Annotated in this window: 23 protein-coding genes and 4 tRNA genes; 18 read left to right on the top strand and 9 right to left on the bottom strand. The window is 71.0% G+C overall.

The window, feature by feature from the left end; all coding sequences use genetic code 11:
• Positions 1-48: 48 nt before the first annotated feature.
• Together ACWDR4_RS38530 and ACWDR4_RS38525 are read right to left on the bottom strand one after the other, a co-directional pair.
• Entirely contained in the window at positions 49-489 is a 441-nt protein-coding gene (locus ACWDR4_RS38530) for a hypothetical protein (RefSeq protein ID WP_450415438.1), read from the bottom strand.
• A complete protein-coding gene (locus tag ACWDR4_RS38525; protein WP_450415436.1) occupies positions 470-829 on the bottom strand; it encodes a hypothetical protein in 360 nt (119 codons plus the stop codon). Before ACWDR4_RS38525 ends, ACWDR4_RS38530 begins: the two co-directional genes overlap by 20 nt.
• A gap of 60 nt (positions 830-889) precedes the next feature.
• Between ACWDR4_RS38525 and ACWDR4_RS38520 the strand changes: the two genes are divergently transcribed.
• The 9 genes from ACWDR4_RS38520 (at position 890) to ACWDR4_RS38480 (ending at position 13,222) form a co-directional block, all read left to right on the top strand.
• Entirely contained in the window at positions 890-1,540 is a 651-nt protein-coding gene (locus tag ACWDR4_RS38520) for an HAD family hydrolase (RefSeq protein WP_450415434.1), read from the top strand.
• A 362-nt stretch (positions 1,541-1,902) separates the two neighbouring features.
• Complete coding sequence (locus tag ACWDR4_RS38515; protein WP_450415432.1) at positions 1,903-2,958, top strand: methionine ABC transporter ATP-binding protein; 1,056 nt, start codon at positions 1,903-1,905, stop codon at positions 2,956-2,958.
• Entirely contained in the window at positions 2,955-3,680 is a 726-nt protein-coding gene (locus ACWDR4_RS38510) for a methionine ABC transporter permease (RefSeq protein WP_450415431.1), read from the top strand. Before ACWDR4_RS38515 ends, ACWDR4_RS38510 begins: the two co-directional genes overlap by 4 nt.
• 113 nt (positions 3,681-3,793) lie before the next feature.
• Positions 3,794-4,621, top strand: coding sequence for a MetQ/NlpA family ABC transporter substrate-binding protein (locus ACWDR4_RS38505; protein WP_450415430.1), 828 nt, complete (start codon positions 3,794-3,796; stop codon positions 4,619-4,621).
• Positions 4,622-4,795: 174 nt separating this feature from the next.
• Complete coding sequence (locus tag ACWDR4_RS38500) at positions 4,796-5,434, top strand: GNAT family N-acetyltransferase (RefSeq protein WP_450415428.1); 639 nt, start codon at positions 4,796-4,798, stop codon at positions 5,432-5,434.
• Between the two features lie 129 nt (positions 5,435-5,563).
• Positions 5,564-6,781 (top strand): precorrin-6y C5,15-methyltransferase (decarboxylating) subunit CbiE, encoded by a 1,218-nt coding sequence (gene cbiE, locus ACWDR4_RS38495; RefSeq protein WP_450415427.1) that lies wholly within the window; start codon positions 5,564-5,566, stop codon positions 6,779-6,781.
• Between the two features lie 386 nt (positions 6,782-7,167).
• Positions 7,168-10,848, top strand: a complete 3,681-nt coding sequence (gene cobT, locus ACWDR4_RS38490; protein WP_450415425.1) for a nicotinate-nucleotide--dimethylbenzimidazole phosphoribosyltransferase — start codon at positions 7,168-7,170, stop codon at positions 10,846-10,848.
• 257 nt (positions 10,849-11,105) lie between these two features.
• The gene (gene cobA / locus ACWDR4_RS38485) at positions 11,106-12,338 is read left to right on the top strand and encodes a uroporphyrinogen-III C-methyltransferase (protein ID WP_450415423.1); all 1,233 of its coding nucleotides are present in this window, start codon (positions 11,106-11,108) and stop codon (positions 12,336-12,338) included.
• 65 nt (positions 12,339-12,403) lie between these two features.
• The gene (locus tag ACWDR4_RS38480) at positions 12,404-13,222 is read left to right on the top strand and encodes a TrmH family RNA methyltransferase (protein ID WP_105974197.1); all 819 of its coding nucleotides are present in this window, start codon (positions 12,404-12,406) and stop codon (positions 13,220-13,222) included.
• An 88-nt stretch (positions 13,223-13,310) separates the two neighbouring features.
• Here the strand turns inward: ACWDR4_RS38480 and ACWDR4_RS38475 are convergent, their stop codons facing one another.
• Complete coding sequence (locus ACWDR4_RS38475) at positions 13,311-14,720, bottom strand: protein kinase domain-containing protein (RefSeq protein WP_450415422.1); 1,410 nt, start codon at positions 14,718-14,720, stop codon at positions 13,311-13,313.
• Between the two features lie 196 nt (positions 14,721-14,916).
• Between ACWDR4_RS38475 and ACWDR4_RS38470 the strand changes: the two genes are divergently transcribed.
• The 4 genes from ACWDR4_RS38470 (at position 14,917) to ACWDR4_RS38455 (ending at position 17,537) form a co-directional block, all read left to right on the top strand.
• A complete protein-coding gene (locus tag ACWDR4_RS38470; RefSeq protein WP_081223398.1) occupies positions 14,917-15,150 on the top strand; it encodes a hypothetical protein in 234 nt (77 codons plus the stop codon).
• 240 nt (positions 15,151-15,390) lie between these two features.
• The gene (locus ACWDR4_RS38465; RefSeq protein ID WP_053740242.1) at positions 15,391-15,600 is read left to right on the top strand and encodes a hypothetical protein; all 210 of its coding nucleotides are present in this window, start codon (positions 15,391-15,393) and stop codon (positions 15,598-15,600) included.
• 523 nt (positions 15,601-16,123) lie between these two features.
• Positions 16,124-17,110, top strand: a complete 987-nt coding sequence (locus ACWDR4_RS38460) for a phosphotransferase (protein WP_450415421.1) — start codon at positions 16,124-16,126, stop codon at positions 17,108-17,110.
• A gap of 130 nt (positions 17,111-17,240) precedes the next feature.
• On the top strand, positions 17,241-17,537 hold the full coding sequence (locus tag ACWDR4_RS38455; RefSeq protein ID WP_450415420.1) for a TFIIB-type zinc ribbon-containing protein: 297 nt from the start codon (positions 17,241-17,243) through the stop codon (positions 17,535-17,537).
• Positions 17,538-17,604: 67 nt separating this feature from the next.
• Here ACWDR4_RS38455 and ACWDR4_RS38450 read toward each other — a convergent pair.
• The 4 genes from ACWDR4_RS38450 to ACWDR4_RS38435 form a co-directional block, all read right to left on the bottom strand.
• Positions 17,605-17,673, bottom strand: a tRNA-Val gene (locus ACWDR4_RS38450).
• Positions 17,674-17,711: 38 nt separating this feature from the next.
• Positions 17,712-17,783: transfer RNA gene (locus ACWDR4_RS38445), tRNA-Val, on the bottom strand.
• Position 17,784: 1 nt separating this feature from the next.
• A tRNA-Cys gene (locus ACWDR4_RS38440) sits at positions 17,785-17,858 on the bottom strand.
• Between the two features lie 39 nt (positions 17,859-17,897).
• A tRNA-Gly gene (locus ACWDR4_RS38435) sits at positions 17,898-17,970 on the bottom strand.
• Positions 17,971-18,125: 155 nt separating this feature from the next.
• On the opposite strand from ACWDR4_RS38435, the gene ACWDR4_RS38430 reads away from it, so the two are divergent.
• The 3 genes from ACWDR4_RS38430 (at position 18,126) to ACWDR4_RS38420 (ending at position 20,924) form a co-directional block, all read left to right on the top strand.
• The gene (locus ACWDR4_RS38430) at positions 18,126-19,208 is read left to right on the top strand and encodes a chorismate-binding protein (RefSeq protein ID WP_450415419.1); all 1,083 of its coding nucleotides are present in this window, start codon (positions 18,126-18,128) and stop codon (positions 19,206-19,208) included.
• Positions 19,205-20,026 (top strand): aminotransferase class IV, encoded by an 822-nt coding sequence (locus ACWDR4_RS38425; protein WP_450415417.1) that lies wholly within the window; start codon positions 19,205-19,207, stop codon positions 20,024-20,026. The genes ACWDR4_RS38430 and ACWDR4_RS38425 overlap by 4 nt, the downstream gene beginning before the upstream one ends.
• A gap of 73 nt (positions 20,027-20,099) precedes the next feature.
• Positions 20,100-20,924: a GNAT family N-acetyltransferase gene (locus tag ACWDR4_RS38420; RefSeq protein ID WP_450415415.1), complete on the top strand. Its 825-nt coding sequence runs from the start codon at positions 20,100-20,102 to the stop codon at positions 20,922-20,924.
• Positions 20,925-20,964: 40 nt separating this feature from the next.
• Here the strand turns inward: ACWDR4_RS38420 and ACWDR4_RS38415 are convergent, their stop codons facing one another.
• The gene (locus ACWDR4_RS38415; protein ID WP_450415414.1) at positions 20,965-21,510 is read right to left on the bottom strand and encodes a DsbA family protein; all 546 of its coding nucleotides are present in this window, start codon (positions 21,508-21,510) and stop codon (positions 20,965-20,967) included.
• A 127-nt stretch (positions 21,511-21,637) separates the two neighbouring features.
• Here ACWDR4_RS38415 and ACWDR4_RS38410 point away from each other — a divergent pair, with 127 nt between their 5' ends.
• Positions 21,638-22,165: a hypothetical protein gene (locus tag ACWDR4_RS38410; RefSeq protein ID WP_450415413.1), complete on the top strand. Its 528-nt coding sequence runs from the start codon at positions 21,638-21,640 to the stop codon at positions 22,163-22,165.
• A 220-nt stretch (positions 22,166-22,385) separates the two neighbouring features.
• Positions 22,386-22,538 carry a hypothetical protein gene (locus ACWDR4_RS38405; protein ID WP_369034270.1) on the top strand — a complete coding sequence of 51 codons (153 nt, stop codon included), beginning with the start codon at positions 22,386-22,388 and terminating at the stop codon, positions 22,536-22,538.
• Positions 22,539-22,616: 78 nt separating this feature from the next.
• On the opposite strand, the gene ACWDR4_RS38400 is transcribed toward ACWDR4_RS38405, so the two are convergent.
• Positions 22,617-23,174, bottom strand: coding sequence for a CGNR zinc finger domain-containing protein (locus tag ACWDR4_RS38400; protein WP_450415412.1), 558 nt, complete (start codon positions 23,172-23,174; stop codon positions 22,617-22,619).
• Positions 23,175-23,399 lie beyond the last annotated feature (225 nt).

Below are 23,399 nucleotides of genomic sequence, written 5' to 3'. Positions count from 1 at the left end.
GGGGAACTGCGCGACAAGCCACACACGGCCGTCAGTCGCGCAACAACCTCAGCCCGCATCCCCCTCGGGCGACCGAGCCTTACGCAACCAGTACATCGCGGAGATCGGCAGCAGTACGGGGATGAACAAGTACCCCATCCCAAAGTCGGACCACACGGTCGAGTCGGGAAACGCGGACGGCTCGACCAGGGTCCACGTACCCACGATCAACACCCCGGCAAGTTCGGCGGCGCAGCAGACGAACGCCGCCCTACGCGCCCTCTCTCCACCCCGCACCAGCGAGTACGTGATGAACCCGTACACCACCCCGGCGACAGCCGACAGCGAGTAGGCAAGCGGCGCATGCCCGAACTCGGTCGAGATCTGCACCGCGGACCGCGACACCGCACCGACGACCATCACGCCGTAGAGCCACACGAGCAACGTGCCCGGCCCACTGATAAGCCGCGACCTCTCCGCCGTGGCCATCTCACCCTCCCCAGATGTCATACAGCCGCACCTCCAGCACAGCCAGCACCACTCCGCCGGCGGCAACCGTCACAGAGCCCCACCGCGTCCGCTCCGTCAGCGACATGAACCCCGTCACCGGCACACACGCCAGCGCGCCCAGCAGATATGCCACGAAGATCGTCGTACCCTGCTCCGGCTTCTCGCCCCGGGCGAGCTGGACGATGCCGACCACCAGCTGGACCACGGTGAGCAGGGTGACCACGCCCATACCGATGAAGTGCCAGTCCTTGGTGGGCTGATCGCGGTACGCGGCCCAGCCGCACCAGGCGGCGAGCGCGAGGGCGGCGACGGAGGTGGCGACCGTCAGGGCATCAAGCATGCCGCCGACCCTATTACGGCCGAAAAGGGCAGGTGCCGTCGGCCCCGTAGGGTCGAGGCCATGACGATCCACGCTGACGCCCTCCTGTTCGACAACGACGGCACCCTCCTCTCCTCGCTCGCCTCCGTAGAGCGCTGTTGGAACCGGTGGCGCGAGGAGTACGGGATCACCGCCGAGGCGTTCGCGCAGGTCGGACTGCACGGGCGGCCGGCCGCCGAGATAGCCGCCGATCTGCTGCCCGCCGAGGCCGTGCCCGGCGCCGTCGCCCGGATCGAACAGCTGGAGGTGGACGACGTACCGGGCGGTGGCGCCGTGCTGCTGCCGGGGACGGCGGAGTTCCTCGCCTCTCTCCCCGCCGACCGGTGGGCCGTCGTCACCTCCGCGACCCGGCGGCTGGCCGAGGCGCGCCTCGACGCCGTCGGCATCCTGCCCAAGACGCTGGTCACCGCCGACGACGTGACGCGCGGCAAGCCCGACCCCGAGCCCTACCTCCTCGCCGCCCGGCAACTGGGCGTCGACCCCGCCCGCTGCGTCGTCTTCGAGGACGCCCCCGCCGGGCTCCAGGCAGGCCGCGCCGCCGGGATGACCACCGTGGCGTTGGCCACAACTCACGAGGCGCGTGAACTGACCGCCGATCTGGTCGTCGACGATCTCTCGGCCCTGTCGGCGCTGGTCACCGCCGCCGGTGTGGAGATCCGGGTACGTGGCTGATACACGTCCACGCCTGTCCATATTCCGGACAGGCGTGGACGGACGTTCTTGGCCGTGTCCATACGTCTGCTTTACTGATCGCATGACCACTACGAGCAGCCGCATCCTTGCGACCGAGGCGACCCTGACGCCCGGTGCTCGTTGTATGTGTCGAATGTGCGCCTTCTAGAGGGCCCCCGCACCACCTCTGAGCCTCGCGCCCCGAAGCGAGCCGCCGTGGCATGTCCGTACGCCGTCGTCGTATGACTCCTCCGAGTTCATGCAGACACCCGGCATGTACGTGACGCCCCGAGCCGCGCACAGCCTCTCCCCGTGTCCCGGGCACACCCACGCCCGCGCACTCGACAGTGACGGAAACCCCTGTGATCACCACGTCCGGCCTCACGAAGGTCTACCGCTCACGCGGTCGTGAAGTCACCGCCCTCGACGGCGTCGACCTGCACGTCCGCGAAGGCGAGGTGTACGGCGTCATCGGCCAGTCCGGCGCCGGCAAGTCCTCGCTCATCCGCTGCGTCAACCTCCTGGAACGCCCCACCGCGGGCACCGTGAGCGTCGACGGCCACGACCTCACCGCCCTGGCGGGACGCGGACCCCGGGCGGGCCGGGAACTGCGCCGGGCGCGCAGCCGGATCGGCATGGTCTTCCAGCACTTCAACCTGCTCTCCTCCCGGACCGTCCAGGACAACGTCGAGCTGCCCCTCGAAATCCTCGGTACGTCGGGGAAGGAACGGTCCCGCAGGGCGCTGGAGCTGCTCGACCTCGTTGGCCTCTCCGACAAGGCCAAGGCCTACCCCGCCCAGCTCTCCGGCGGCCAGAAGCAGCGCGTCGGCATCGCCCGCGCCCTCGCCGGCGACCCCAAGGTGCTGCTCTCCGACGAGGCCACCAGCGCCCTCGACCCGGAGACCACCCGCTCCATCCTCCAGCTGCTGCGCGACCTGAACCGGCAGTTGGGGCTCACCGTGCTGCTCATCACGCACGAGATGGACGTCGTCAAGTCCATCTGCGACTCGGCCGCCCTCATGGAGAACGGGCGGATCGTCGAGTCCGGCACCGTCAGCGAGCTGCTCGCCACCCCCGGCTCCGAACTGGCCGCCGCGCTCTTCCCGGTCAGCGGCGACGCCTCCGGGGACGACCGCACGGTCATCGACGTCACGTTCCAGGGGGACGCGGCCACCAGGCCCGTCATCTCGCAGCTCTCCCGTACGTACAACATCGACATCTCGATCCTCGGTGCCGCGATGGACACCGTCGGGGGCAGGCAGGTCGGCCGGATGCGCATCGAGCTGCCTGGCCGCTACGAGGAGAACGTCGTGCCGATCGGCTTCCTGCGCGAGCAGGGCCTGCAGATCGATGTGGTCGAGCGGTCGGAACAGGCAGTGGTCCAGGAGGCCCTGTTGCTGAAGGACGGTGCCAAGTGACCTGGTCGGAGATGCAGCCCCTGCTGGAGCAGGCGTGTTGGGACACCCTCTACATGGTCGGCTGGTCCACACTGATCGCCGTCGTCGGCGGCCTTCCGCTGGGCATCCTGCTGGTCCTGACCGACCGCGGTGGACTCCTCCAGAACGTCCTCGCCAACAAGGTCATCGGCCAGGTCGTGAACATCGCCCGCTCGATGCCGTTCATCATCCTGATGGTCGCGCTGATGAGCTTCACCCGGGCCATCACCGGTACGACGATCGGCCGCGAGGCCGCCATCGTGCCGCTCGCCATCGGCGCGATCCCGTTCTTCGCGCGCCTCGTCGAGACGGCTGTCCGCGAAGTGGACCACGGGCTCGTCGAGGCCGTGCAGGCCATGGGCGGCAACACCTGGACCGTCGTCCGCCGGGTCCTCGTACCCGAGTCGCTGCCCTCGCTGATCTCGTCGGCCACCACGACCGTCGTCGCCCTCATCGGCTACTCCGCGATGGCCGGCACGGTCGGTGCGGGCGGTCTCGGCGACATCGCCATCCGCTACGGCTTCCAGCGCTTCGAGAACGGCCTGATGTGGATCACCGTGGCGATCCTCGCGGTCGTCATCTCGGTCATCCAGTTCGCCGGTGACTACGCGGCCCGCAGGCTGCACCGGCGCGGCGGCGGCTCCGGCGCGGAGCCCAGGCTCCGGCTCCTGAAGGCCAAACCCAAGCTCGGCAAGGCCGCCTGAAGGCTGCCCGACAGCCGCCGGGCGACCTCTCCCACCACCCCCACACCCACCCGCAGATGTCCCCGTACCACCCATCACGGGGACAGCCACACCCACATGGAAAGGCACTTTTCGTGCGTAACGCCACAAAGTTCACCGTTGCCGCCCTCGCCGCCGGAGCCCTCACCCTGGGTCTCACCGCCTGCGGCTCGGACAAGGACTCCGCCTCCGACACCAGCGGCCCGCTGGTCGTCGGCGCGAGCACCGTCCCGCACGCCGAGATCCTGAACTACATCAAGGAGAACCTGGCGCAGAAGGCGGGACTCGACCTGGACGTCAAGGAGTTCACCGACTACGCCACGCTGAACCCGGCGACCGAGGACGGGTCGGTCGACGCCAACTACTTCCAGAACCAGCCGTACCTCGACGAGTTCAACGAGAAGAACGGCACGGACATCGTGCCCGTCGTCACGGTCCACCTGGAGCCGCTCGGCCTCTACTCGAAGAAGCTCAAGAGCGCCGACGAGCTGAAGAGCGGCGCCACCATCGCCGTCCCGAACGACACGGTCAACGAGGCGCGGGCCCTCAAGCTCCTCGACGCCAACGGGATCATCACCCTCAAGGACGGCGTGGGCAACGACGCGACCCCCAACGACATCGCCGAGAACCCCAAGAAGATCGAGTTCAAGGAGTTGGAGGCAGCCCTGACCCCGCGCTCCCTGGACGACGTCGACGCCGCGGTGATCAACGGCAACTACGCCCTCGAAGCGGATCTGTCGCCCGCGAAGGACGCCCTCGTCTCGGAGTCTCCCAAGGACAACCCGTACGGCAACTTCCTCGCCGTGAAGAAGAGCAACGAGGGCGACCCCCGGGTCGCGAAGCTCGCCAAGCTCCTCACCACTGCCGAGGTCAAGAAGTTCATCGAGGACAAGTACGAGGGTTCTGTGATCGCGTCCTTCTGAAGATCCTTCAGGCACTCCTTGTCGCACACCTTCTGACGGTACTTACCGACACGTACGGGGTCCGCTCCCTCACCGGGCGTGGACCCCGTGATGCGGTCGCGAGGCCGCATGCTGCATGCTGGGCAGTTCAACAGGCCGTGCAGGTTTGAAGGTTCGAAGGCTATGGAGCGGCGCATGACGAGCACCTTCCCCAACATCTCCATCAGCACGGACCGGTTGGTACTGCGCCCTCTCGACGAGGACGACATCCCCGCGCTCGCCGAGATGATGAACGACGAACAGGTCGCCGCCTGGACCGACGTCCCCCAGCCCTTCACCGAGGACGCGGCCCACACCTGGATCACCGAGTACGCGCCCGCCGAACGCACCGCAGGCCGCGGCCTCGACCTCGCCGTCACCGAGTTCCTCACCCAGCGCCTGGTCGGCGTCGTCCAGCTCACCAGGACCGACTGGCACATCCGGTCCACCGAACTGTCGTACATCATCGCCCCCTGGGCGCGCGGCGAGGGCTACGCCTCCGAGGCCGCGCTCGCCACCTCCCAATGGGTGCTCGGCGACCAGAAGTTCGAGCGTGTCGAGCTGCGCACGGCCGCCGACAACACCGCCTCCCAGCAGGTCGCCCAGAAGATCGGCTGCATCAGCGAGGGCGTCCTGCGGGGCGCCTGCATAGCGCACGTCCGTACCGAGGACGGCACCTGGACCGACGTACGCACCGACTTCATCGTCTGGAGCCTGCTGCCCGAGGACCTCGAAGGCGCCGGTGAGGAACTGGCCGACAACAGCGGTTTCACGTCGTACTCCGACTGGAACTGAACCAAGGGGACGCCACCGGATACGACGGGCACAACGGGGTACCCTCACGGAGCCCCGAGACGGCCGACTCCCCGCAGGACGACACCGTGTTCCCCGAAGACCCGCGCGAACCCTCTGGAGACTGACGAGATGGCCGACCGGGTCACGGTGATCGGCTGGGACGGCTCGCCCCTGACCGCCACGGCACGCTCCGCCCTCGGCGCCGCCACGCTGGTGGCCGGCGCGGCCCACCATCTGGCGCTCCCCGAAGTCCCCCCGGCCGCCGAACGCATCCGCCTCGGCAGCGTCGCCCTCGCCGCCCGCCGCATCGCCGGCCACCGCGGCTCCGCCGTCGTCCTCGCCGACGGGGACCCCGGCTTCTTCGGCGTCGTACGCACCCTGCGCAACCCCGAGTTCGGCCTGGAGGTCGAGGTCGTCCCCGCTGTGTCCTCGGTGGCCACCGCGTTCGCCCGCGCCGGCATGCCCTGGGACGACGCCGAGGTCGTCGTCGCCCACCGCCGCACCCTGCGCCGCGCGGTCAACGTGTGCCGCGCCCACACCAAGGTCGCCGTCCTCACCTCACCCGGCGCGGGCCCCGCCGAACTCGGCCTGCTCCTCGACGGGGTCCACCGCACCTTCGTCATCTGCGAGGAACTGGGCACCGAGCGCGAGCAGATCACGGTCCTCACCTCCGACAAGGCCGCCGACCGCGCCTGGCGCGACCCGAACGTCGTCATCGTCATCGGCGGCTCGGCCGCGAGCGGCGACGGCGGCTGGATCGCCGGCCGCGACCCGGCGGCGGGCCCACGCGGCTGGGCACTGCCCACCGAGGCGTACGGCCACGGCGCCACCGAGTACGCCGAGGGCGAGACGGAGCTGCTGCGGGCCGCGCAACTGGCCCGCCTCGGGCCGCGCGTGGGCGACCTCGTCTGGGACATCGGCTGCGGCAGCGGCGCCTTCGCCACCGACGCGGCCCGCAGCGGCGCCGCCGTCATCGCCGTCGACCGGAACGTGGAGGCCTGTGCTCGCACCGACTCCGCCGCCCGCCGCTTCGGCGTCCAGCTCCAGATCGTGCGCGGCCAGGCCCCGCACATCCTGGAGGACCTCCCCGAGCCCGACGTCGTCCGGGTCGGCGGCGGGGGAGCGGCGGTGGTCTCCGCGGTCGCCGACCGGCGCCCGCAGCGCATCGTCACGCACGCGGCGACCCGCGACGCCGCCGAACTCATCGGCCGCGACCTGACCGAGCACGGATACGAGGTGGAGTGCGCCCTCCTCCAGTCCGTCGAGCTGGACACCCGGGCCTGGACGGAGAAGGAACGGAGCGTCGCGTTCCTGCTCAGCGGAGTCCTGCCCGACCGCGCGGCCTGACGTCGATTGCGGTCCCGTGATCCTGTTGTCGTACTGCGCGCGGTAGGCTGGCCGACCGTTGCACTGCACTCGGTGGCCCGGCACTTCGTAGCCCAATGTCCGGAAAGCACACCCGTTTTGGGGTGAGTGTGGTACGGCGGAACCGGTAGGGCGCGCAACGTGGCGCAGTCCACAGCGGGCCGTGGCGGATCAAGCTGCCGCTACGGCGGAACGGCCGCAAGAATGCCTGTTGATGGCGACAATGCCAGTTAATGGCTTTGTCGCCTTTCTGAGGCGGGTCGTTCGTGCCGCTGGGCACGCATGCTCGTTCTTCACTACGGGGCGATCGGTGCGCCGTTCCGGGTGAGCTGGTCGTAGAAGCACTAACCGATGGGCGAGGGGTTCGCATGACCGACACCGGCCAGGTCCCGGCCGAGGGACTGCCGGAGAACGCAGGCATGGTGGAACAGCCGGGCGTTCCCGCGCACGGTGCGTACACCTACCTCTCCGAGACCACCGCCGAGGACGAAGACCTCCTGCTGCTCCCGGGCGCCCAGAGCGCATGGGGCAACGAGGTCGCCCCGCCCGCCCCCGCTCCCGTCGTCGAGGCCGTGCACGAGCCGGGCCCGCACGAGACCGGTGGCCGCGACAGCGGCTCGGTCGACCTGAGCGCCGTCCGCCTCGCGACCCAGACCCCCACCTCTCAGGCGACGGCTCCGATCTCGCCCCGCCGCCCGCTGCACCTCGGCCCGCCGACCCCCGACGCCTCCACGAGCCCGGTCCGCTCCCTTGCCGACCGCGGCCCGGCGGGCATGCCCGCACCTGTACGCCAGTTCGGTACGCCGGTACAGGTCCCCGGCCCCGAATACCTGGACGCGCCTCCGCTGCTCGCCGACCCGGCCCCGCAGGGCGCGGCTCCCTGGGGCGCCCAGGCCCAGACCCAGGCCCACGCGGCGGTACAGGCCGCGCCGGCCCCGCTGGTCGCCGAGGGGGCGCACCTCGCGGAAACGGTTGCTCCGCTTCTGTCCGACACCCCGGCCCCGGAGCCGCTGCCCGAGCTGCCGGACGCCGTACCGACGCCCCAGGAGGCGACTCCGGAGACCGCGTACGAGACGCCCGAGCCTCCGGAGGACGCGTACGCGGGTCAGGGCTCCGAGGCTTTCGAGAACACTGAGGCTGCCGCGTACGCCTTCGAGGTGCCCCCGCTCCCGGAGCCCCCCGTGGCGCCGCCCGCCGCAGTCGAGGCCCCCGAGGCCGGCGCCGTCTTCCCGGCGGCCCCGGTCGCCCCCGAGGTGGCGCAGGCCCCGCTGGAGACCGAGGGTGCCGTGCCGCAGCCCGAGGACGCCCAGATCGCCGTACCGGAGGCGGAACCCGTACCGGACGTGCAGGTCGTGCCGGACGCACCGGTCGTGCAGGTTGTCGCGGACGCGCAGGTCGTGCCGGACGCCCCGATGGTGCCGGAGGCGCAGTTCGCCCCTGAGGCCCACCAGATTCCGGCCCAGCCCGTCACCCCGCACCTCGCCCCGCAGGTCGCCCCCGAGAGCGAGCCGCAGGCGGTGGACGCCGGTGCTCTCGTCGAGACCCCGGGTGTCCCCGTCGAGGCCCCGGGTGTCCCCGTGGCGGAGTTCGCGTCCGCGCCCGCTGCGGAGGAGCCCCCGGTCGTCCACCTTGCGGACCCGGCGTCTCAACTGGCGGACGTCGCCGCGCAGGTGACGGAGGCCGCCCCGCTCGCAGAACCCCACTACGAGGCCGTACCGGCGGAGGCGCCCGCGCCCGTGCTGGAGTACGCCGAACAACCCCCTGTCGAGCCGCAGCCCGTCGTGGCCGCAGTCGCGGAAGCAGCGGAAGTACAGGCAGGTGCCCCCGAGGCACCCGAAGCCGTAGCCGCACCGACCGCGCCCCTGCCCGCCGCGCCGGAGCCCGTGGCCGCCCACGCCGAGGAGCCCACCCCGTTCGCCGAGCAGCAGGTGGCCGAGCCGCAACTGCCGGCTGAGCCGGTAGGCCACTTCGTCCCGGAAGACGGCACCGTGCCCACCACCCCGCACCTGGCCCCGACACCCCCGCACGCCCTTGTCCTCCCCCCGGAGGACGAACCCGCGCCCGAGTCGGAGCCCGCTCTCCAGGCAACGCAGCCGCAACCGGAACCAGAACAGCCCACGGAGCCCGAGGGCCCGGAACCCCTGGCTCCCGAGCCGGCGGTGGCACTCGTGGCCGTGGCCGACGAGCCCGAAACCGTCCCCGACCCGGATGCCGGACAGCCGGCACAGCAAGCGGAGGACCTGGACACCAGGGCCGCCGACCAGGAAGAGGGCGAAGAGGGCACGGCCGTGGTGGAAGACGTACGAGAGTCCACCGGCCCGGCCGCTCCCGGCTACGACGACGCCGAGCGCGAGGCCGTGCTCAAGGTGATGCGCGAGCGCCGGGACATCCGCAACGGCTTCCGCAGCGACCCGATCCCGCACGACGTACTGCTGCGCATCCTGGAGGCGGCCCACACCGCGCCCTCCGTCGGCCACTCGCAGCCGTGGGACTTCGTGGTGATCCGCTCGGCGGAGACCCGCGCCACCATGCACGAACTGGCCGTGCGGCAGCGCGAGGCGTACGCCAAGTCGCTCCCCAAGGGCCGCGCGAAGCAGTTCAAGGAACTGAAGATCGAGGCCATCCTCGACACCCCGGTGAACATCGTCGTCACCGCCGACCCGACCCGCGGCGGCCGGCACACCCTCGGCCGCCACACGCAGCCGCAGATGGCCCCCTACTCCTCCGCGCTGGCGGTCGAGAACCTGTGGCTCGCGGCGCGCGCCGAGGGCATCGGCGTCGGCTGGGTCAGCTTCTTCGACGAGCGCGAGATGGTCCGCGCGCTGGGCCTCCCCGAACACCTGGAGGTCGTGGCGTACCTCTGCGTCGGCTACGTCGACGAGTTCCCGGAGGAGCCCGAACTGCTGCAGGCGGGCTGGTCCAAACGCCGCCCGCTGTCGTGGGTCGTGCACGAGGAGACGTACGGCCGCCGCGCGCTGCCCGGCGAGGAGCCGCACGACCTGCTCGCCGAGACCGTCGCCAACATCCGCCCGCTGGACGCCAAGGCGCTCGGCGAGGCATGGGAGCGGCAGAAGCGCATGACGAAACCGGCGGGCGCGCTCGGCATGCTGGAGATCATCTCCGCACAGCTGTCGGGCCTCTCCCGCATGTGCCCGCCCCCGATCCCGGAACCCGCGGCTGTCGCGATCTTCGCGGGCGACCACGGGGTGCACGCCCAGGGCGTCACCCCCTGGCCGCAGGAGGTGACCGCGCAGATGGTCGCCAACTTCCTCGGCGGCGGCGCGGTCTGCAACGCCTTCGCCAGCCAGGTGGGCGCCGAGGTCTGCGTGATCGACGTGGGCGTGGCCTCGGACCTGCCCGCCACCCCCGGTCTGCTGCCGCGCAAGATCCGCGCGGGCACGTCCGACATGACGACCGGCCCCGCGATGACCCGCGAGGAGGCCAAGGCGGCCATCGAGGTGGGCATCGAGACGGCCCGCGACCTGGTGGCGGCCGGCAACAAGGCCCTGCTCACGGGTGAGATGGGCATCGCGAACACCACGGCGTCGGCGGCCCTGATCTCGGTCTTCACGGACACCGACCCCGCCGAGGTCACAGGCCGGGGCACCGGCATCAACGACGAGACCCTCGCCCGCAAGACCGAGGTCGTCCGCCGAGCCATCGACCTCCACCAGCCGGACCCGGCCGACCCGATCGGCGTCCTGGCGGCCATCGGCGGCTTCGAACACGCGGCCATGGTCGGCCTCCTCCTCGGCGGCGCCTCACTCCGTACGCCGGTGATCCTGGACGGCGTCAGCGCCGGCGCCGCCGCCCTGGTGGCCCGCGCGATCGCCCCCGAGGTCCTGGCCGCGTGCATCGCGGGTCACCGCAGCGCGGAACCGGGCCACGTGGCGGCCCTGAACAAACTGGGCCTGCGCCCCCTGGTCGACCTGGACCTCCGCCTCGGCGAGGGCACGGGCGCCCTGCTGGCCCTGCCCCTGGTCCAGAGCACGGCGAGGGCGATGCACGAGGTGGCGACGTTCGACTCGGCGGGAGTAACGGAGAAGTAGGGCCACTTTTCGGCGGGCGCCGAGGCTGTGGGCAGTCGTTCCGCTGGGGCGGAACGGGTGGGCACAGCCGACCACGGACCCGCACGGACGGGGGCGCAGGGGCAGAGCCCCCGACTTCGGGAAGGGGCGGGCTTGGGGAAGAGAGAACCCCACCCCGAGCCCCGACCCCGCCCGCACCGTAAAATGCGCACGTCAGGGCCCGAGCCAAGACCCCATGGCCCCGATCAGAACCACCCCCGACAGGGAGCCGCACCCCCATGGCCGAACACCCCGCCTACCCCGTAGGCCTCCGCCTCACCGGCCGCCGAGTGGTGGTCCTGGGCGCAGGTCAGGTGGCCCAGCGCCGCCTCCCCGCCCTCATCGCGGCAGGCGCGGACATCCTCCTCGTCTCGCCGGAGGCAACCCCCTCCGTGGAGGCGATGGCGGACGCGGGCGAACTCACCTGGGAGCGCCGCCCCTACGCGGACGGCGACCTCGCGGACGCCTGGTACGCCCTGATCGCGACCAGCGACACCCAGGCCAACGCCCAGGCTTCGGCCGAAGCCGAACGCCACCGCGTCTGGTGCGTCCGCTCCGACGACGCCGACGCGGCGACGGCCTGGACCCCGGCCACCGGCCACAGCGAGGGCGTCACGGTCGCCGTCCTCACCACGGACGCCAAGGGCCGCGACCCCCGCCACACCGCCGCCATCCGCGACGCGGTCGTCGAGGGCCTGCGCGACGGCACGCTCGTCGCGCCCCACCACCGCACCCGCGCCCCCGGAGTCGCCCTGGTCGGCGGCGGCCCCGGCGACCCGGACCTGATCACGGTCAGGGGCCGCCGCCTGCTGGCAGAGGCCGACGTCGTCATCGCGGACCGCCTCGGCCCGCGCGACCTCCTCGCCGAACTGCCCCCGCACGTCGAGGTGATCGACGCTGCGAAGATCCCGTACGGCCGTTTCATGGCCCAGGAGGCCATCAACAACGCGCTGATCGAACACGCCAAGCAGGGCAAGAGGGTCGTACGGCTGAAGGGCGGCGACCCCTACGTCTACGGCCGGGGCATGGAGGAGGTCCAGGCGCTGGCCGAGGCGGGCATCGCCTGCACGGTCGTCCCCGGCATCTCCAGCTCGATCTCGGTACCGGGCGCGGCCGGCATCCCGGTCACGCACCGCGGGATCGCCCATGAGTTCACGGTGGTCAGCGGCCATGTCGCCCCCGACGACGAACGCTCCCTCGTGGACTGGCAGTCCCTGGCGAAGCTGACCGGTACGCTCGTCGTCCTCATGGGCGTCGACAAGATCGGCCGGATCGCGGAGACCCTGGTCGCGCACGGCAAGTCCCCGGACACACCGGTCGCCCTGGTCCAGGAGGGCACGACAGCGGCCCAGCGCCGAGTGGACGCGACCCTCGCCACGGTCGCCGAGACGGTCCGTACGCAGGACGTGAAGCCGCCCGCGGTGATCGTGATCGGCGCGGTGGTGAACGTCGGCCCGGAGACATTGCTGTAACCCCCGGTAACACAATCCGTTCCCAGCCGTTGGCACCGCACCCAGGACAAGGCAGTATCACCCCTGTGGCCGATCTCATCACCGTCGAGGATCCCGACGACCCACGCCTGCACGACTACACGGGCCTGACCGACGTCGAACTGCGCCGCAAACGCGAGCCCGCGGAGGGCCTTTTCATCGCCGAGGGCGAGAAGGTCATCAGACGCGCCAAGGACGCCGGTTACGAGATGCGCTCGATGCTCCTGTCCGCCAAGTGGGTCGACGTCATGCGCGACGTCATCGACGAACTCCCGGCCCCGGTGTACGCGGTCAGCCCGGAGCTGGCCGAACGCGTCACCGGCTACCACGTGCACCGAGGCGCCCTCGCCTCCATGCAGCGCAAACCCCTCCCCACGGCGGACGAGCTTCTGCAAACGGCGCGCAGGGTGGTGGTGATGGAGTCGGTCAACGACCACACCAACATCGGCGCGATCTTCCGCAGCGCCGCCGCCCTCGGCATGGACGCGGTCCTGCTCTCCCCGGACTGCGCGGACCCCCTGTACCGGCGCAGCGTCAAGGTCTCGATGGGCGCGGTCTTCTCCGTCCCGTACGCCCGCCTGGACACCTGGCCCAAGAGCCTGGACTCGGTCCGCGAGGCGGGCTTCACACTCCTGGCCCTCACCCCCGACGAGAAGGCCAAGACCCTCGACGAGACCGCGCCGCACAAGATGGACCGCGTAGCCCTGATGCTCGGCGCGGAGGGCGACGGCCTCTCCACCCAGGCCCTGGTGGCCGCCGACGAATGGGTCCGCATCCCCATGGCCCACGGAGTCGACTCCCTCAACGTGGGCGCGGCAGCAGCGGTCGCCTTCTACGCGGTGGCAACGGGCCGCCCCCAACCCTGAGGCGACAACCCCGTGAGGTGACGCGCCCTTTTAGGGGCGCGGGGAACTGCGCGACCAGCCCCCACCGGGCCCGCAGACAAAGAACCGCCTATCCAGCGGAGTGCGGTTGCACCTGCTCGTACCGTTGCTGCTGCCGACCCCCACCGCTGTCGTCCCCAAGCCCACGACTGGGCCCCTGACACCCCTGAGCCGCCGCAATCCCAAGGGCAACCAGCAGCGTCACCACGACGAACACGAACAACCGCTGCCGCAGCAGCCGCGGATTGGCGGGCCGCCGCCCGGTCCCCGTACCCCGCGGAGCCGGCCGCCCGGTGCCACTCCGCGACCCGGGACGGTTCCCGGAACGGGTCGTGTTCCGTGAGCCGGGAACAGGCCGAGCCCCGGAACGGGACGAGGACTGGCCGGTGCCACCGCGTGAAACCGGGCCACCCCGCGAGGGACTGTCCCCCCGAGGAACACCGCCCCCGCCCCGGGACGGCACAGCCCCACGAGCCCCCGAGGCAGGCCCCTGAGGACGTCGCTGAGGCTGAGAAGGGCCCTGCGACTGCGAGTGGGGCTGAGTCTGATGGTGATACGGAGGCCGCTGATCCGGATAGCTCTCGGTGAGCCGCCCGGTCGGCCGCTCCGCCTCGGCGGCACGCTGCGCGGGCGGCCGTACGTCCGCCATACCCTGCGCCTCGCGCGCCGCGATCTCCTTGAGCCGCAACGACAGTTGGAGCGTGCTGGGCCGCTCCTCCGGATCCTTCGCCAGACACGCCCGTACGAGGGGTGCCAACGCGTCCGGAACACCGTGCAGGTGGGCCTCCTCGTGCACCACCCGGTACAGCATCACCTCGGAACTGCCGTGCCCGAAGGGCGAGTCGGCCATCGAGGCGTACGCGAGGGTGGCACCGAGCGAGAACACGTCCGTGGCCGGAGTGACGGCCGCCCCGCGCACCTGTTCGGGCGCGAGGAACCCGGGCGAACCGACCGCCGTACCGACGTGAGTGAGAGTCGAGGCCCCAGTCGCCCAGGCAATGCCGAAGTCGATGATCCGAGGCCCCTTCGGGGACAACAGAATGTTGGACGGCTTGAGATCCCGATGAACGACCCCGGCCTCGTGCACGGCAACGAGCCCCTCGGAGAGGGCCGCACCGATCGAAGCGACGTCGGCGGCGGTCAGCGGCCCCTCGTCGACCACCTTGTCGTGCAGGGAGGGCCCGGGCACGTACTGCGTGGCGAACCACGGCCGGTCCGCGTCCAGATCGGCGGCGACGAGCCGCGCCGTGCACCCGCCCCTGATCCGCCGCGCCGCCGACACCTCACGCGCGAACCGGGACCGGAACTCCTGATCCTCCGCCAGATCGGGCCGGATCACCTTCAGCGCGACCCGCTGCCCCCGCTTGTCGGAGCCCAGGTAGACGACGCCCATCCCGCCCGCGCCGAGCCGTCTGTGAAGCCTGAACGAGCCGACGACGCGCGGGTCCTCGCGCCTCAGGCGCATCATCGCCATGTTCATCCCCGCTGCCCGGTCCGTTTGACGAGCGACAGCTTACGTTTCCCCGGCCGGGTGCGCGCAGAGGCCGCGCCCTCTCGTCCCGATGGATTGTCAGTGCCGGGTGGGAGACTTGAGAGGTGGTCAGGGAGCGCGCGAACAGGGCGGCTTGACGGCGCGTGTGATCCCAACCACCCGTCACAGAAGGGGGATTGGACCCGTGAAGGGTGACCGCGTGGAGATAGTCGTGGATGCCGGGGACACGACACGTACGTATGAGGTGGTGGCCAGCAGGGCGGGCCGCCGGGTGGAGACGGCGGTACGCCGAGGTGTGGTGGAAGTGAGCGAAGTCACCCGAAGCGGATCAGTCGTCCGCACGGCCCGCTTCATGGCGACCCGAGTCCTGGCACTGGTCGAGCAGCCGGTACCGAGGGAGGACAGCTCGGAACAGTAAGGGGCACACCGGGCACCCCTTCCGGGAAGACCCTGAGACCTAGGACTCCGTCTCCACCCAGAGGAGTACTCCGCAGGTCACGGGTCATCCTCCGGGAGGCCCGGCAATCGGTACGAGGGCATGACGACCGGTACCCGTCCGCAGCCTAGATTTGAGGTCAAGCGGCGGGTGCAGCACTCGTCCCCCGAGGTCAGACACCCGCCGCTGCCAACCAACAAGAGAACGGTCAGGAGAGGGACCATGGCCCACACGGCATCGCGGACGGCGCTCCGCACCCAGGGACGCAAGGCGTACGTCGCCGCGTTCCGCCCGCGCCGACAGGGCCAGCGCCACCCACTGGTGGCAACAGCAATGGTCCTCCCCCTGGCAGCCCTGCTCGTAGTCGTCTTCGGCGGCTGGGAAGCAGTGGTCACACAAGCGTCGTCCGTGGGAGTGATGCTGGGGCGCTGAGCGGCGACCCCAGGCCCGGAAGAGCGGTCCGGGCGGGGACATCCACCCATGAAACCCCGTGGGGACGGGGGTGCGGCGGACGGCAAAAAATGCCCGCGCAGCTGGGGAGCTGCGCGGGCATTGCTTTTCCCCGGTTTTTGAAGCGCCGGAGAGGATCCCGCAGCCCGCCCGGCACCCTCCAGTCCGTCCGGCGTTTGAGGACAAGCGCGTCCAGCGCGACCTTCCCACCCACCCGCCTCCGCCCTCCCAGCGCAGGCCCGCACCACCCAGCCTGTCCGGCGATTGCGGACGAGTCCGTCCAGCGCGAGCTTTTGCCCACCCACCCCGCCGCACTTCACCACCCGCCCGCGCCCCCACCCAGCCTGTCCGGCGTTTGCGGACGAGGCCGTTCAGGCCGACAGCGGGGGTCTGGGGGCGCAGCCCCCAGGGATGGGACGGGTAGGGGCGGCGGGGGCGAAAAACACCCCACCCCAGCCCACGCCGTACCCTCACGACCAGACCCGCACCGCGCCCAGGGAGCCCCGTGACAGCCACCCCCTTGCTCTCCGCCCTCACCGCACGAGCCAAGGCAAAGGCCCACACACGCAAGGCCCCCAACACCTGCCCCTGCGGAGCAGACACCCTCGCCGACCGCCCCGACGGCACCGTCGTCCGCCACGCCGACACCGTCGCGAAGGCCCACGCCCCGGACACGGACCCCACCGACCTCACCGCCCGCCTCACCACGGCCTCCCACCTCCCCGGCATCCTCCTGCCCCCACTCACCCCCACCCCCGCCGACCTGCACGGCAGACTCGTGACGTTCTGGCCGTACGGCACCCCCGTCGACCCGGAGGACCCGGACGCGGCCCCCTGGGAAGAGGCAGCCACCCTCCTCGCCCGCCTCCACCGGACCCCCGCCCCACCCGGACTGCCACCCATGCGCGGCCCGGCCAAGGCGGCCCGAGCGATCGCCCGCCTCCGAGCCACCGCCCCCCAGCCGGCCACCGAACCGGTCCTGCACGCCTGGGCAGCCCTGCCGCCCTGGGCCAGAGCCGAGGCCCCGATGCAGGACCTCCCAGCCCACCCAGCCAACCCAGCTCTCCCCGGCCAACCAGCCCCCACAACCCTGTGCCACGGCGACCTCCACCTGGGCCAACTCGTACGCCACCCCGCCCCCCACGGCCCCTGGCTGCTGATCGACGTGGACGACCTCGGAGTCGGCACCCCCGCCTGGGACCTGGCCCGCCCGGCCGCCTGGTACGCCTGCGGACTGCTCCCACTCGACGAGTGGACCCGCTTCCTGACCGCCTACCGCACGGCGGGCGGCCCGGCCGTCCCCGCCGACGGCGACCCCTGGCCCGCCCTGGACATCGCCGCCCGAGCCCTCACGGTGCAGACGGCGGCCCTGGCGATCGTCAAGGCGACGGAGGCGGACCGCCCACTGGACGACGTACAGCAGGCCGTTGTCGACGCATGTGCCCGGATGGGTTCCGTACCACCCGAGTTGGCCCACGAATACGCGAAGTAGGGTGCAACCGCACGGAGCCGGACAGAGTCTGTCCAGGCGAGAAGCGAATCAGGATCAAGAACCAGAACCAAGAGCAAGAACCAGAACCAAGAACAAGAAGCAGCACCGACCGGCAGGAGTTGAGCCGAGCATGCAGTGTCCGAAGTGCCACGCCCCGATGCACACGTACAACCGCAACGGAGTCCAGATCGAGCAGTGCAGCGGCTGCCGGGGGATATTCCTCGACTACGGCGAGCTGGAGGCGCTGACCCGCGTGGAGTCCCAGTGGGCGGGCCCCGCAGCGCCACCGCAGGCCCCGCAGGCCTACCCCGCCGCTCCGGCACCCGCCTGGGGCGCCCCGCACGGCGGCAGCCACCACGGCGGCCACGGCGGTCACTACGGCGGCAAGCGCCACAAGAGCTTCGGCCACATGCTGTTCTCCAGCTGACCGGAACCACTCCCGGAACCACGAAGAAGCCCCCGACCGTACAAGACGGTCGGGGGCTTCTGCTCTGTGGACGATACTGGGATTGAACCAGTGACCTCTTCCGTGTCAGGGAAGCGCTCTCCCGCTGAGCTAATCGCGCGGGGACCCTTGCGGATCAAGGTCCTTGCGGACCAGTGGACGATACTGGGATTGAACCAGTGACCTCTTCCGTGTCAGGGAAGCGCTCTCCCGCTGAGCTAATCGTCCTTGGAGGTGGAGACGGGATTTGAACCCGTGTAGACGGCTTTGCAGGCCGTTGCCTCGCCTCTCGGCCACTCCACCAGGAGTGCGGGGGTTCGGGAAGATCCCCCTCTTCCTGCGAGCGGACGACCAGGTTCGAACTGGCGACCTCAACCTTGGCAAGGTTGCGCTCTACCAACTGAGCTACGTCCGCATGTCGTTTCGGTACGCTCTCGCGTCCCGGCGACGAGTTGAACTCTAGCGGATTCCGGGGCCAGTACAAAAACGCGTTTGTGCAGCGTGCTGGGGTGTGCCTGGTCGAAGACAAGGTCAGGGCACCCGCAGGACACCCGCCATAGACTCGGCGGTGTGTCCGATCTCGCTCCTCTCGCCCGCTTCGGCGGCCTCGTCGCCACCGGCCTCCTCGATGTCACCAGCGATCCCGCGGCCCTCGACTCCACCGGTTTCTGGGCCGTGTCCGCGGACTACGAGGGCCGCCTGACCTGCGCCCGCTTCCGGGACGTACGACGGGACGCACGAGAGGAGCCGGCGCCCGCGCCGAGTCCGGCACCGGGGGAGTGGCGGGGCCCGGCCGCCGGTGACTGGACGTCGTCCCTCGACCGCGCCGCGTACACCGCGGGCGTACGCCGTATCCGCGAGCACATCGCCGCCGGCGAGGTCTATCAGGCGAACCTCTGCCGTGTGCTGTCCGCTCCCATCGCACCGGACGCCGACGTGGACGCACTCACCTCCCTGCTCGCCCACGGCAACCCCGCACCGTACGCAGGAACGATCCGCCTGCCCGCGCACGGCGTCGAGATAGCCACCGCGTCCCCCGAACTCTTCCTCCGCCGCGTCGGCCGGACCGTCGAGTCGGGTCCGATCAAGGGCACCGGACGCACCGAGGCGGACCTCCTGGAGAAGGACTACGCCGAGAACGTGATGATCGTGGACCTGGTCCGCAACGACATCGGACGCGTCTGCGCGACGGGTTCGGTGACCGTCCCCGAACTGTGCGTCGTCGAGAAGCACCCGGGACTGGTCCATCTCGTGTCGACGGTACGAGGCGAGCTGCCCCCGGACGCCGGGTGGCCGGAGCTGCTGGCAGCGGCCTTTCCGCCCGGCTCGGTCACCGGCGCGCCCAAGTCGAGCGCCCTGCGGATCATCGACGCCCTGGAGACGGTGCCCCGGGGCCCGTACTGCGGCGGAATCGGCTGGGTCGACGCGGACCGGGGGACGGGCGAACTCGCGGTCGGCATCCGCACGTTCTGGATAGACCGGGCCGAGGGCCTGCTGCGCTTCGGCACCGGAGCGGGCATCACCTGGGGATCGGACCCCGAGGCGGAGTGGCGCGAGACCGAACTGAAGGCGTCCCGACTGCTCGCGGTAGCGTCGGGAATGTACTCGGGAGAGTACGAGGCGAGCGGAAGTGGAAAGGAACCGTTGACGTGAAGCTATGGCTCGACGGAGGGCTGCAGGACATCGAGACCGCCCGCGTCTCCGTGTTCGACCACGGGCTGACCGTGGGTGACGGCATCTTCGAGACGGTGAAGGCGGTCGACGGGCGGCCGTTCGCGCTCACCCGCCACCTCGATCGGCTGACCCGCTCGGCCCGCGGCCTCGGCCTGCCCGACCCCGACCTCTTCGAGGTCCGCCGCGCCTGTGCGGCCGTACTGGACGCCAATCCGATGCCGCTCGGCCGGCTGCGCATCACGTACACCGGCGGCCACGGCCCCCTCGGCTCCGATCGCGGGGAGCACGGCCCGACCCTGGTCGTCGCCGTCGGCGAGTCCGCCCGGCGCCCCGACACGACCGCCGTGATCACGGTCCCGTGGACGCGCAACGAACGCGGCGCCGTGACCGGCCTGAAGACCACCTCGTACGCCGAGAACGTCGTCGCCCTCGCCAGAGCGCGCGAACAGGGCGCGTCCGAGGCGCTGTTCGGCAACACGGTCGGCCAACTGTGCGAGGGGACGGGGTCGAACGTCTTCGTCGTCCTGGACGGCGAGCTCCACACCCCGCCGCTCGCCTCCGGCTGCCTCGCCGGCATCACGCGCGCACTCGTCGTCGAGTGGACGGGCGTCAAGGAGACCGACCTGCCGCTGGACGTCCTGGAACACGCCGACGAGATCTTCCTGACCTCCACCCTGCGGGACGTACAGGCCGTGCACCGCGTCGACGACCGCCAACTCCCGGGCACACCGGGCCCGGTGACGGCCAAGGCGATGCGGGTCTTCGACGAGCGGACGGGCGACGACCTCGATCCCTGAGCGAGGCGCAAGATCGAGGAAAGCCTCATAAACGAGGCTGACGTCAGCCTCGTCAGCGGGTAGAACACCCCTGATGACCACCACCCTGCGGCCGACCGAGCCGCTGCAGCGCGAGGCCGACGGGGCGCGTGCACGCCGTTACCAGGTGTGCGTGAACAGCCGTCCCGTCGGTGCGATCCACCTCGGCACCGACCCCGCTTTCGGGGACTCGGTGGCGAAGATCCTGGACCTCCGTATCGACGAACGCGACCGACGGCGCGGCCGGGGCACGGTGGCCGCGCTCGCCGCGGAGGAGGTGGCGCGCGGCTGGGGCTGCCGGCGTGTCGAGGCGGCCGTCCCGGGCGACGTACCGGCGGCACTGCGGCTCGCGACCGCGCTCGGCTATGTGCTGCGCAACCGCCGTATGGACAAGGCGCTCGGCGCCGCTCCGCCCGAACTGCCCGCCGGGAGCCGTGGCCGGCCCATGACGGAGGCCGAGTTCGTGGTGTGGGAGGCGGCGGGCAGGCTGGACTACGCGGAGAGCTGGATCGCGCGGGGAGTGCCCGAGGCGGAGGCGCACGCCAAGGCGAAGCAGGACTACGAGCGGATGCTGGCGCAGGGTGTGGCCAGCGAGGGCGTGACACTCAGCGTCCTGGAGCACGAGGGCACCCGGGTCGGCACCCTGTGGCTGGGCTCCCGCGAGGGCCGGGCCTTCGTCTACAAGGTCGAGGCCGACGCGGAACACCGGGGCAGAGGCCACGGCCGCACCCTCATGCTCCTGGCCGAGGCCCAGTCGATCACGGCCGGCCGGCCGGCCATCTCCCTGAACGTCTTCGCGGGCAACACCCCGGCGGAACGGCTCTACGAGTCCTTGGGGTACGAGACCATCACCCACCACATGTACAAAGACCTGCTGTAGGCCGACGCTCAGGGAGGCGATTCGACGGTTGCCGCTGGTGTCAGGCCTCCTGCTGCCCGGCCAGCAGCCGGTCCACGATGCCCTCGATCCGCTCCCGCAGCCCCTCCTGGCTCTTGCCCCCGTCGAGACGCTCACCGGCGATGACGTACGTCGGCGTGCCGGTCACGCCGATGGCCTTGCCCTCGGCCTGGTCGGCGTCGACGATCAGGATGTGCCGGCCGTCGATCAGCGCGGTGTCGAACTCCTCGGCGTCCAGGCCGAGTTCACCGGCCACCTCGACCAGGAAGGGTTCGCCCCTACGGTCCAGCTCCTCGACCCGGCCGAGCACGGCCTCGACGTACGGCCATGCCTGCCCCTGCTCCGCCGCCTCCTCGGCGGCCTGCGCGGCGGCGAAGGAGTCCTTGTGCTTCTCCAGCGGGAAGTGCCGCAGCCGCAGCTCCAGCCGGTCGCCGTAGCGGGCCCGCAGGGCGCGTACGTCGTCCAGGGCGGCGCGGCAGTCCGGGCACTGGAGTTCGCACCAGACCTCGAGGACGGGGGCGGAGGCTGGGGCAGGAGTGCCGGCGGGCACGGGGGAGGAGTCGCTCATGGGCACCAGTTTCCCAGCCGGGGCCGTGGCCGTCGTACGAGGGGACCGGGACCTGTGGAGGAGACGACCCGGAGATGTCCCTGATGTCGGGCCCGGGCATGGCATCCGAGGGTCCGGGCGGTGCAGGATGGAAGGGACGAAGCGCACCTGTGCGACCGAACCGTGCACCCGTGCGACCGAACCCTGCCTGGAGGACCGGATGATTGCCGAGACCGTCTGTTCCGCCGTCTCCGCGGCCGGCCTGGGCATCGCGGTGGTCACGGCGTACCGCAAGCGTTTTCTCGCGGCAGCTCGTATCGCCGCCTACTCGCTGGTTCCCGTCGGCCTGGTGATGACCGGGGTGGTCGGCTGGCTGGCCGATACCGCCTTCAGCCCCACCGCCTGGGCGGGCTTCGGTGTGCTCGGTGGCGCCTGGTTGCTCTTCGTGACCACGCGCGCGGTGGAGCGACGCAGGGGTGGCGGCCGGCAGGAACGCAGAGAAGCGCAGGCCGCGCACCGTGCGGCGGTGGCCCCGGCGGCCTCGGCGCCCTCCCTGGGGCAGGCGCGGGGCAAGGCCTCCCGCCCGGCGGCCCAGCCCACGGCCAAGCCGCGCGGCGGTGGCGCCGGGGACGACTTCAGCGACATCGAGGCGATCCTGAAGAAGCACGGCATATGACGATGCACGGCACATGGCGAAGCGCGGCGACTGGCGTAGTGATGACGTAGTCGTGGCGTAGTGGTGGCGTACTGAAACGACACAATCGGCCGGGAGGTGACGGAGGTCGCTCGGAAGCGATCATGACCCGCTGCGGACATTACGGAATTCGGCGAACTACCGCACATTCCGGGTGTGTTGATCGCGTAGAGGGTCTCGGCTGCGTCATCATCGCGACGAGATGCTGGACACAACGCAGAGCGAGGCCGCGCCGCCGAATGACGAGCCGCGCGGGTGCCTCTTCGCCCTTTCCCAGCCACCGCTGATGATCTTCCTTGCGGTGATCGGGTGTCTGCTGCTCATGGCTTCGTTGCATGATCTGCTGTTGCTATGAGCTGTACACGCCAGTCCCCGGCGTCACCCGCCGGGGGCTGCGTCAGCACCAAGTCTTCTATGCCGAGCCTTCCGCCCGTCAGCCCGCCGACTCCTTGCGGCGCGCCCGGTAGGCCGCCACGTGGAGCCGGTTTCCGCAGGTGCGGCTGTCGCAGTACCGCCGGGACCGGTTGCGGGAGACGTCGACGAAGGCCCGCCGGCAGTCCGGGGCCTCGCAGCGCCGCAGCCGTTCCTGCTCACCGGCGACCACGAAGAACGCGAGGGCCATCCCGCAGTCGGCGGCGAGGTGGTCGGCGATGGACGCGCCGGGGGCGAAGTAGTGCACGTGCCAGTCGTAGCCGTCGTGGTCGGTCAGTCGGGGCGTGGTGCCCGCCGCGGCGACCAGCTCGTTGATGAGCGCGGCGGCGGTCCGGGCGTCCTGGGCCGCGAAGACTCCGGCGAACCGGCCACGGATCCTGCGGACGGCGGCGAGATCGATCTCCGACAGGGAGCCGACTTCGCTTATCTCGTGCTTTCGTACGAAATCTTCGAGCGCGTCGGCATCGGGCAGCCCGTCCGTCGTGTCGTCGTCCGGCACGGTGTTCACCAGATCGACCACGGTGTCGAGGGCGCACCGGGTGTCGTGGGTGATCAGCACGTTGCTCTCCCTGGCCTGCCTGGGCGGTCGGGCGGGCACCCGCCCGCCGATGCTGGCCGATGGTAATGGCTCAGAGCGACCGAGGTGGCCGTCGGCCTTGGGGAGGGGCGGGGGAGGGAGAGGCGGTCACCCGCGAAAGGGCAGGTTCTTCAGTCGCACGGGCCTGTCGACCAGTCCAGCACCAGGCCCGTCCGCCACGAAGAGTTTCCTGATCAGTGAGCCGAC

This window comes from Streptomyces sp. NPDC000878 (assembly GCF_053599695.1).
The sequence above is the reverse complement of the archived record's forward strand: the minus strand, read 5'-3'. Positions and strand labels throughout refer to the sequence as shown.